The 9,353-nt window shown below is 36.6% G+C and carries 8 protein-coding genes; 1 reads left to right on the top strand and 7 read right to left on the bottom strand.

The genetic code is table 11. From position 1 onward, the window contains the following. Positions 1–549: 549 nt before the first annotated feature. Positions 550–873 carry a hypothetical protein gene (locus G593_RS0117670; RefSeq protein ID WP_005340760.1) on the top strand — a complete coding sequence of 108 codons (324 nt, stop codon included), beginning with the start codon at positions 550–552 and terminating at the stop codon, positions 871–873. A gap of 165 nt (positions 874–1,038) precedes the next feature. On the opposite strand, the gene G593_RS0117665 is transcribed toward G593_RS0117670, so the two are convergent. The 7 genes from G593_RS0117665 to cls all read right to left on the bottom strand — a co-directional run bounded on the left by G593_RS0117665 (position 1,039) and on the right by cls (position 9,042). After that, complete coding sequence (locus G593_RS0117665; protein ID WP_242827134.1) at positions 1,039–2,205, bottom strand: winged helix-turn-helix transcriptional regulator; 1,167 nt, start codon at positions 2,203–2,205, stop codon at positions 1,039–1,041. A gap of 254 nt (positions 2,206–2,459) precedes the next feature. Further along, positions 2,460–3,032: a CDP-alcohol phosphatidyltransferase family protein gene (locus G593_RS0117660; RefSeq protein ID WP_005340764.1), complete on the bottom strand. Its 573-nt coding sequence runs from the start codon at positions 3,030–3,032 to the stop codon at positions 2,460–2,462. After that, positions 3,022–4,086 carry an FUSC family protein gene (locus tag G593_RS0117655; RefSeq protein WP_029732530.1) on the bottom strand — a complete coding sequence of 355 codons (1,065 nt, stop codon included), beginning with the start codon at positions 4,084–4,086 and terminating at the stop codon, positions 3,022–3,024. The genes G593_RS0117660 and G593_RS0117655 overlap by 11 nt, the downstream gene beginning before the upstream one ends. Positions 4,087–4,119: 33 nt before the next feature. After that, positions 4,120–5,163: a HAMP domain-containing sensor histidine kinase gene (locus G593_RS0117650; protein ID WP_029732529.1), complete on the bottom strand. Its 1,044-nt coding sequence runs from the start codon at positions 5,161–5,163 to the stop codon at positions 4,120–4,122. Continuing rightward, a complete protein-coding gene (locus G593_RS0117645; protein WP_003693048.1) occupies positions 5,163–5,873 on the bottom strand; it encodes a response regulator transcription factor in 711 nt (236 codons plus the stop codon). The genes G593_RS0117650 and G593_RS0117645 overlap by 1 nt, the downstream gene beginning before the upstream one ends. Beyond that, entirely contained in the window at positions 5,852–7,285 is a 1,434-nt protein-coding gene (locus tag G593_RS0117640; RefSeq protein ID WP_005340775.1) for a phospholipase D family protein, read from the bottom strand. Before G593_RS0117640 ends, G593_RS0117645 begins: the two co-directional genes overlap by 22 nt. 197 nt (positions 7,286–7,482) lie before the next feature. After that, the gene (cls, locus tag G593_RS0117635) at positions 7,483–9,042 is read right to left on the bottom strand and encodes a cardiolipin synthase (RefSeq protein ID WP_029732528.1); all 1,560 of its coding nucleotides are present in this window, start codon (positions 9,040–9,042) and stop codon (positions 7,483–7,485) included. Positions 9,043–9,353: the final 311 nt, after the last annotated feature.

The following is a 9,353-nucleotide window of genomic DNA, read 5'->3' as shown; positions in this document are numbered from 1 at the left end:
GGTCGGTAAGACCACGGAGAGAAATCATCTCTCTGTAAGAATTAAAATATTTGTCCATAATGAACCTCCTAAAATAAATGATGTTTGTAATAAAAAAAGTAAAAACAAACACCTAAAGGGAGGCGGACGAATAAAAAAATCAGATATGTAATTGTTAAGAATAAAAAAACATGATAACATAAGCATAGCAGTTCTTTTGTGTGTAATTGTTTGAGTGTGGTAACTTAACAATATAACATATACAAAAAAACTGCTACTTTTATTTTTGAAAAAAAAGTGGCGACCTTATTGTACGTAACGCTAGCCATCGCGCCAGCGATTTGGTACAATATATTGACAGAGTTTTTGCTCTTCAGTTTGAAATTCAGTCCTGCTGTTAAAGCTGTTGTAAAAGATACCAAAAGAAATCCGAAACGGACGCAGCGTAAGGTAAAATATCAAATGCCTGAAATAGACATTAATGTTAAAAAAATTGGAAATGGAAAATATGCTTCCAGATAAAAATGATTACAGAAATTAATCATGAAAAAGGAAAGGAATTTTAGTAATATGAAGATTGAAGAAAACCAAAAAGAACTGGATGCAATGGCAGAATTTCATAAAGGAAACCGTGCCGAAGGGCTGAGACTGCAAGAAGAATTTGCAGCAGAATTTCGTAAGGAATACAAAGATAAAGATCACTGTCCTTGCTTGAAAGCCTGTCGCTACCATGGAAATTGTAAGGAATGTGTAGCAATCCACAGAGCGCATCAGGAACATGTTCCTAACTGTATGCGGCCGCTGATCAATAAAAAGTTGAAATTGATGTCAGAATTAACAGAGCATACCCTGGCAAATGAAATAGAAGCACCACATGAGATTTTAAGAAAATAGGCTTGTCTTGCAAACTGATTTGCCTGTTCTTTGTTCATTTTTTTATCATAAAGTACTTCATCCGGTATGCTTAATACTATCTGACACATAAATCAGCCCTCCTGCTCTATAAACTTTTCTCTTTTAGTTTATCACAGTTTTTTAACAACTAGCAAAAGCTATATTTTATTTTATAATCCATCTGCCAAAACGTTTACCGCCCTCTCTAACAAGAATTCCTTTCTTCTGTAGTTTAGGTAAAATTCTTTTTACTGTTCCTAATGAAATACCTGTCCTTTGTTGAATTTCTTTTTGTGTGATAGATGGATTTTCTTTTATCAGTTGAACAATCTCCAACTCCTCTTTTATTTCAAAGTCGCAATCCAAAGTCTCAATTTTATTTTTTGTTCTTTTTAAGTCGCTCTCTAAAGTTGCAATTTTATCATCCAAAGTTTCACTCACCGATTTATTATTAACTCCAAAGTCAAAAGAATACTCCTCATCCAATGGCACAATAATCCGGAACACATCTCCTTCAACAAATTCCGGCTCTTTACCTGAATAGAATTTGCAATACTTAAATAGCTTACGCACTCCAGATCCAAGCTGATCTGCATAACCGATATTCCTGAAAAATGCTGCTATAATCGGGTTCTTTGGATTTGGTTCCAAGTTATCTACTGTGATAAAACCTTCCTTGGTTGCACGATTTGCATTTTCCACATACATTCGATCTTTTTCAATCACGAATTTTGCCGTATAGCTGCTTGTAAATTCCCGATGCATCAAGGTATTACTGACCATTTCTCTTACAATCGTGTTCCTAAGGCTCTTATTCACGGCTCCTTCCAAAAAGAACTTGTCTGGCAAATTTTTTCTTCCAAAACCCAAGAGTTGACTATAACTTTCAATTAGATTTGTCTTAATAATTTCCCGATCATCGTAGCGATCTACATTGACCTTCCTTACAAGTGCGTCTGTTACATAAGTCGGTGCAACATTTAAAATCACATCATCTTTTCCAAGAAGCATAAGTGCTGCAAGATTGAATCCCTCTTCTCCTGTAACAACAGCTCTGCCATACAGCCCTGCACTTTTCAATAGTTCCTGATCATCCATTGCGGTCCATGGATGTTGTCCACCAGCATGATTTTGAGCCATAACCCTGATTTTAGGCAACAAGTCTAATCTCAAGTCTTCCATTTTTGCATAAGGAAATATCTTCTTCTCTGTGAAAATATTCTGCTTACGTATATACATCTGCGCAATCGCACTTGTTGATGTCACTTTTACATCAGCATCATCTACACGATCATAAATTATTTTCTTAAACCTAAAATGATTTGAACTCATCATACACCTGCTTTCTACGCATTAGTGCACCTAAAAAATACAGCATTTCTTAACTGAACAGTATTTTCAATGCATGAACGCATATGATATACTGTTTTCATCATAAAAAACCTTATCTAAATGGCATTGAATGATTTATTTTCTATCTAAAATTTTATTAAACCGACTAAAGACTCCATAGTTTGTGTGTTTGACTTACTGTTTATATCTATCTTCTCCTAAATATTTTTCTAGTCATTGCAATATAAAATTGCTTATACAGTCTCTCCCTTAAGAGTCCTGGTATTCTGGATAATATACAGAGCGACCGATATGACCATCATTATAGCGCACAAACCAATCAACAGATCTGATACCATCGGTGTAATGTGGAACCATATAATATGCACCGCTGCAGTTCCATATAATAAAAAGGTTACTATCTTTCCATGCCAGTCTGCACCATGTACTTTTCCTGTCTTTCGTATCACAAGACATCCACTGACTACCATATACAGCTCCTTACCTGCCATTATTACGATTAAAAGAAGCACATGCGGAAAACGAGTAAACAGACAGATTAACATCGCTGCCTGTGTCAGCTTATCAGCCACCGGATCAAGTATTTTTCCTAAATTACTAATCCTATGGAATCTTCTTGCGATATATCCATCAGCAAGATCCGTAAGACCAGACAGCAATAAGATTTCACCAGCTAACAGAGGATTATTCTTTACACAATAACTCCATATAATTACCGGAATCAGACAAAGCCGAAAAAAAGAAAGAAGATTAGGAACCGTAATAATTCTATTCAAATTTTCTTCCTGATTCACTTCACTCTGCATGTACGGTCACCTCACTTTCCTTTTTTTTAGACATAAACCAATAAAATATAACACAAAATGCTAAAGCAAACACAACACCAAAAACATTTTGAATCACTCTAAGACTAACCGCTCCTTGTAGTCCATAAGTCTCTGCAGCAATGGCTAAAGCACCAAATGTGTTAAATACTGCCTGCCAGCCATATTGTGCTGAAAATCCTACACCGATTCCACCAAGAATTCCTATATATGCATAGATTGACGAAGGAAGCAGAAAATATAATACTGTAAAACATATAACACCTGCAATATTTCCGACAATCCTTTTACGGACTCTGTAGTGCATATCTTCCATAAACGGCAAAATCGCGGACATGGCCGCAATACCAGCCCACATTGCACGTGGCATATTACAAAGTTCTGCAATGCAAAGGACAATCGGTACGCATAAAATCTGACATATCTGCCATTTTGTTCTGGAAGAAGTGATATCAAATTCTTGCATCAGATCTTTCAGATTTCTTTTATAAGTTCTGTTTTTATGATTTCGATAAAATACGAAGCAGGTAAGTGCTGCACCTAAAGCCATTCCGACTAATCGCATCTGATAGCTTTTTCCCGTAACATCATAACCATATAGCAGCAGATACCCAAGAACCAATGTAGATTGATTAAACATGAATGGATTATGGCATCCAAACAGAATCAACACAGCCAGTGCCGCAATATTTAACAGCATTCCCAATACCGGTGAAAACTGATTTGCTAAATGCGGACATACAGTCATAATTACAAAGAACAAAGTCAAAAGCATCGTAGATTGTCCGGTGTGGATCCCCAGATCCGCATTTCTAAACACCATGAGACATAATAAGACTACTACACCTACAATGCTGTTCTCATTTCCAAATAGAATGCTGAAAATACTAACAAAGAAAAAACAAAATGCCATTGTAGCAGCTATCTTCACCAGATATACCCACATATGATATAATTTTTCTTTTAGTGTTTCACTCTTTTTCAACAGGTTTTTAGAACCTGCCTGATTTAACTGCAACTCCTGATAAAATGTCATATAAATCCTCCCATCTTCTAATTTATCTTAAAACTATATAATCTCATCTTTCTGCTTTGGCAGCTCTATAACAAATCTGCATCCACCATATTCACGGTTTTCTGCTTTGATTGTTCCTCCGGCACTATCTACAATCCGTTTTACAAGTGCAAGACCTAGGCCATTTCCTTCTGCTTTATGAGATCCATCTACCTGATAGAACTTGTCAAATATTCTGGATTTTACATCATCCTCTATTCCTGGTCCTTCATCTTCCAGAATGAACTTAACAGAATCCTGTTCTTGTTTCAGAAACATCGTAATTGTCCCCTTTGAAGGGCTGAACTTAATCGCATTATCCAAAAGATTTATCCAGATATGCATAAAAAGTCCTTCATTCCCAGTATATTTAACTTCCTCCAATTCTACCTGAAAACCAATTTCTTTTTCTGTCCATTTTGTTTCCAATGAAAGAAATGCCTGGCGGATCTGTTCATCCAGACGATATTCTGTTTTTTTCATTGGTATATTCTGATTCTCTAACTTGGATAAAAGCAAAATATTACCAACCAATCCGGAAAGTCTTTGGGTGTTAAATAAGATTTTTTCTACATATTCCTCTTGATCCGGAGACAGTTCTTCTCCCTGAAGCAGCATTGTATATCCTTCAATGGCATTAATCGGGGTCTTAAACTCATGAGAAACATCAGATACAAAATCCATCTGCAGCACCTCTGTTGCACGAAGTTCTTTTGTCATAACGTTAAAACTTTGATAAGATTCTCCAACTTCTGCTATACGGCTGTTCGTTTCCAAATGCTGTTCAAAATCTCCCTGAGAAACTTCCTTCATTGCTTTACTAAGTCTGGTGATTGGTTCCAGTAACTTTGCATTAATAAAGGAAGTGATCAGCCCTGCAATCAATGTATTGAAAATCAAAAGCCAGCCAAGCACAGGTATGCTGCCCGGCAGATTAAAAAAATGATTCAAAAAAGCAAATAATAAAGCAGATATGACTGTTGAAAATACAAGTGCCAGACAGATTGCACCAGTCAGACAGGATCGGATCCGCAATCCTTTTTCTTTCTTTTGTTCCATTATTTTTTCACCACCTTGTATCCAATTCCACGCATTGTTACGATTTCAAAATCAGGGTTATCTTTAAAACGCTCTCTGATTCTTCCTATATGTACCTCTATCGTATGTGGGTCTGCCTCCGTCTCGTATCCCCATACTTCATCCATCAACTGTTGTTTTGTAAATGTTCTGCCTGGCGAAGCTGCAAGCTTATATAAAAGCAGGAATTCTTTTTTAGGCAAAACAAGACTTTCCTTATCAGTTGTAACCGTCATTGCATCATAATCAAACTCTGTTGAACCGATCACAATTTTGTGTTCATTCAGTATCTGTGCACGGCGAAGCAGTGCTCCGACTCTTAAAACCATTTCATTCACATTTACCGGTTTTACCATATAATCGTCACTTCCCGAAAGAAATCCCTGGCGCATATCATCAAAGGAACCTTTCGCAGTAATCATAAGTACCGGTATCTGATATCCTGCTGAACGGAGTTCCGACACCAGTTCATAACCATCCATAACCGGCATCATAATATCGGAAATGATCAGATCAATATATTCCTTATCCAATACTTCTAATGCCTGTGCTCCATCCGATGCACTTTTGACTTGATATCCATTCTTCTCAAGCACTTTTTGGAATAGCTGGCTTAATTCTTTATCATCTTCTACAATCAATATTTGAAACACGTTTTCCTTCCTCCTTATTAAAACAGATACCTTGCCCATCCAAGCAGATGCTGTACCAAAAATATTTTTCTCTGACGTTTCTTTGTTAATTCGATTGGCTCTACATGATATGGATCATTATAAGTTCCGCCTTCTAATATCTGGCGGGACACTTTTTCATATTCCATCATGCCCTCTTCCAACTGTTTATTAATCTCTTTGCTACGTATTACAAGCATCAGTTCCGTATCCAAATACGTGCTTCTCATATCCATGTTAAAGGAACCGATTACGGATAGATCATCATCAATCAGGATGCTTTTTCCGTGGTAAGAATAGCCGCCTTCATACTCCCAGATATCAATTCCTGTATTTAAAATTCTGTTTCTGTTTCTCGCATAATCAGCAGAACCAAACGGATTTCCATTGTTGGCAACCGAATTGGTCATGATAGAAAAATCCGGAACTCTCTCCGCAATCTCTTTCCATGTATTATACATCATATCATTGCAGATAATATATGGTGTATGAATTTTCACGCGCTCTTTTGCATTTTTCATTAGTTCTCCCAGATAATACCAGACTACTGGTTCCTTGGGACCTGTGTGGATAGGATTTGACACTAATGCAATCTTTTCTGTCTCAAAAGTTTCGTTCGTGTAATCGGTCTCGCAGATTCTTTCCTTATTCTCTTCAAAATATTTCTGATAGCTGTTCTGCAGCTCTAAAACTGCGTTCTTTACAGATTTTCTATTTGCCAGTTTTTTATTGTTATGAAAATAACCACTGTCTTCCTGATTCCATATGGTTTCAAAATACTCTGACAACTGGTTAACTGAATTTTCTTTCTCAGGTTCATCGCAAACCACTAACACGTCTCTGTCATAGTTCTTATGTCCCGGAAAATCACCCAGGAAATAATTGTATGTATTTCTTCCCCCAAGAATATATCTCTTTCCATCTGCAATCAAATATTTATCATGCATTCTACCCATCATTTTCCACGGTTTCAACGGATTGGCCTTATTATACAGTTTAATTTCAACATTCTCATGGGAAGATAATCCATAGAAATACGGATTTCCTTCCATATCAATCCAGCTCTCCATTCCATCTACTAACAGACGAATATGTACACCTCTGTCTGCCGCATCATGCAGTGCTCCTAAAATCAATTTTCCACTTTCATCGGATTGAAATGCAAAAGTAGAAAGAATAATTTCCTTTTTTGCATTCTTGATCAAACGCACTCTTTGTAAAAGCGCTTCTGGATTCTTTTCTATGATTACTGCCCGTTCTGGATTTTCACTGCATTCGTTCCATGACCCATTTTTTGTTTCTTTTTTGGTTGTATTGGACACTTCCGGCTGCTTTTTATATGCAACGCAGATTCCGAGCAATTCATAAAAAGCCACACATAAAAAAATTGCCAGTATAACAAGAAGGATTTTACATATTTTATGCTTTTTCATTGTACATCACCTGATTCCTTTTTATTTCATACTTATACAATACAAAGTCAAACTCAATTTAACCTCAACAAGGTTTGTTTTTTCATCCATGCAAAATCTTCTTTGTACAACAGACTGTTAGATATAGCAAAAACGGCCTTTCAAAAACAGTTAACTTCTAAATCAACTGTTTTTTGAAAGGTCGTTTCATCAGATTCTTATAGCAATCCAGCAAATAATCTCATAAATAATTGTCCCAGTCGCAAATATGCACTTCGTCCGGTTTGATATTGGTCTGTCACATCACGACATTCTCCCATCGTTCTTATCAGATCATTTTTTATTTCCACAACTGCCTGACAATCTGCCATAAAACAGCCATTTTCAAAATGGTGATATAAACTTCGATAATCCAGATTAATTGTTCCACAAGTTGCCATACAGTCATCTGCCACACTCATTTTTGCATGACAGAAACCAGGAGTCCACTCATAAACACGAACACCATGTTTAACTAATCCATGATAAAAAGAACGAGTTATATTATAAATGAATTTTTTATCAGGGATACCAGGTGTGATAATTCTTACGTCTACCCCTCGCTTAGCAGCCAGACATAACGCATGCGTCATTTCATCTGTTATGATTAGATATGAAGTCATAAACCAACAATATTTTTCAGCTTTATTTATCATACTGATATAAACTTCTTCTCCTACTTGCTCATTATCCATAGGGCTGTCTGCATAAGGTTGAACAAACCCAGTTTGCTGTGCCGCATAATCATAGTGGAAAAGGTATTTACTAAAATCAGAATCATTAGCATCCTTATCACTTACTGCATTCCACATTTCCAAAAATGTCACCGTAAGCGACTGAACAGCATCTCCTTCTAAACGAATACCTGTATCTTTCCACTGTCCATACGGGTGTGTGTAATTAAAATATTCGTTTGCTAGATTATATCCACCTGTAAATCCGACTTTTCCATCAATAACTGTTATTTTTCTATGATCACGATTGTTCAAAAACAGATTTAAACCTGGCACAAACGGATTGAATACACGACAATGAATTCCTATTGCCTCCATCTTTTTCACAAAATCTGTGTTAATAAAGCCTATAGAACCCATATCATCGTAGAATATTCTAACTTTCACACCTGCTTTTACTCGTTCTTCCAGAACATCTTGAATCTTATGCCATGCTTCAGCGTCTTCTATCGCATGATATTCCATAAAGATAAACTTCTGTGCTTTCTCCAAATCCTTAAGCTGTGCCTCTAATCCTTTCACTGCTTCATCAAAATACACAATATCCGTATTCTGATAGATTGGATACTGCGAATTTCTTTGTATGTAACTTGCTATATTTCCTGCTTTCGGAATTGTTTCTTTTATTTTGCTCAAACACTCCTGACTGTCCGGAAGCATTGGTAACAATTTGCTATCAATTTCTGCATATCGCTCACGCATTTTATGTGTGCCACCATTCAAACCAATCAACAAATACAGTCCTACTCCCATAATTGGGAAAATTAGAATTAAGATGACCCAAGGCATTTTCATAGAGGATGTCTTATTTGATGCGTACAATCCCAAAACCAAGATCCCACTCAAAATCCTTGTAAATAAATTTATGATTTCTGCATATTCATTCAAGCGTGTTACGATAGTAATAATAAAAATCACTTCCAGAAGAATGCAGATTATGGAAAAACACAGCCGTTTTACCCCATTTTTTGTTTTTGCTTTGCCCTCTAAAGTATCTTGTTTCATATATATCCCACCTTCCTACTTGCTCAGTTTTCTCCCTAAACTCCCATGCCCGCACACTTGGCACCACCATAAATGAAACTATGCAGACTATTGGGTATTGAATTTGTTGTTACTGCCGCTTATATTTAAAATAACGGCAAAGATCGTGTTTATTTTGGGCCTGTAGCCCGTTCCCTAAACTGATTTCAGGTACTCTCATTTGCACCACCACCTGTCCAGCCACTTGAAGAATTTTCATTTATGGCAAAAGGACGTATAGTAAAATGATAACAGACAGAGTACCGTGCCGTAAATTCATCCAGGAGGTGCCA

The organism is Dorea sp. AGR2135 (assembly GCF_000420885.1).
GTDB classification, from domain to species: Bacteria; Bacillota; Clostridia; order Lachnospirales; family Lachnospiraceae; genus Dorea; species Dorea formicigenerans.
The sequence above is the reverse complement of the archived record's forward strand: the minus strand, read 5'-3'. Positions and strand labels throughout refer to the sequence as shown.

Bases quoted from the DNA above. Each gene is read 5' to 3' on its own strand.
- G593_RS0117670 (WP_005340760.1), top strand. From the start codon at position 550: ATGAAGATTGAAGAAAACCAAAAAGAACTGGATGCAATGGCAGAATTT.
- G593_RS0117655 (WP_029732530.1), bottom strand. From the start codon at position 4,086: ATGACATTTTATCAGGAGTTGCAGTTAAATCAGGCAGGTTCTAAAAAC.
- cls (WP_029732528.1), bottom strand. From the start codon at position 9,042: ATGAAACAAGATACTTTAGAGGGCAAAGCAAAAACAAAAAATGGGGTA.
- G593_RS0117640 (WP_005340775.1), bottom strand. From the start codon at position 7,285: ATGAAAAAGCATAAAATATGTAAAATCCTTCTTGTTATACTGGCAATT.
- G593_RS0117645 (WP_003693048.1), bottom strand. From the start codon at position 5,873: ATGGGCAAGGTATCTGTTTTAATAAGGAGGAAGGAAAACGTGTTTCAA.
- G593_RS0117660 (WP_005340764.1), bottom strand. From the start codon at position 3,032: ATGCAGAGTGAAGTGAATCAGGAAGAAAATTTGAATAGAATTATTACG.
- G593_RS0117665 (WP_242827134.1), bottom strand. From the start codon at position 2,205: ATGAGTTCAAATCATTTTAGGTTTAAGAAAATAATTTATGATCGTGTA.
- G593_RS0117650 (WP_029732529.1), bottom strand. From the start codon at position 5,163: ATGGAACAAAAGAAAGAAAAAGGATTGCGGATCCGATCCTGTCTGACT.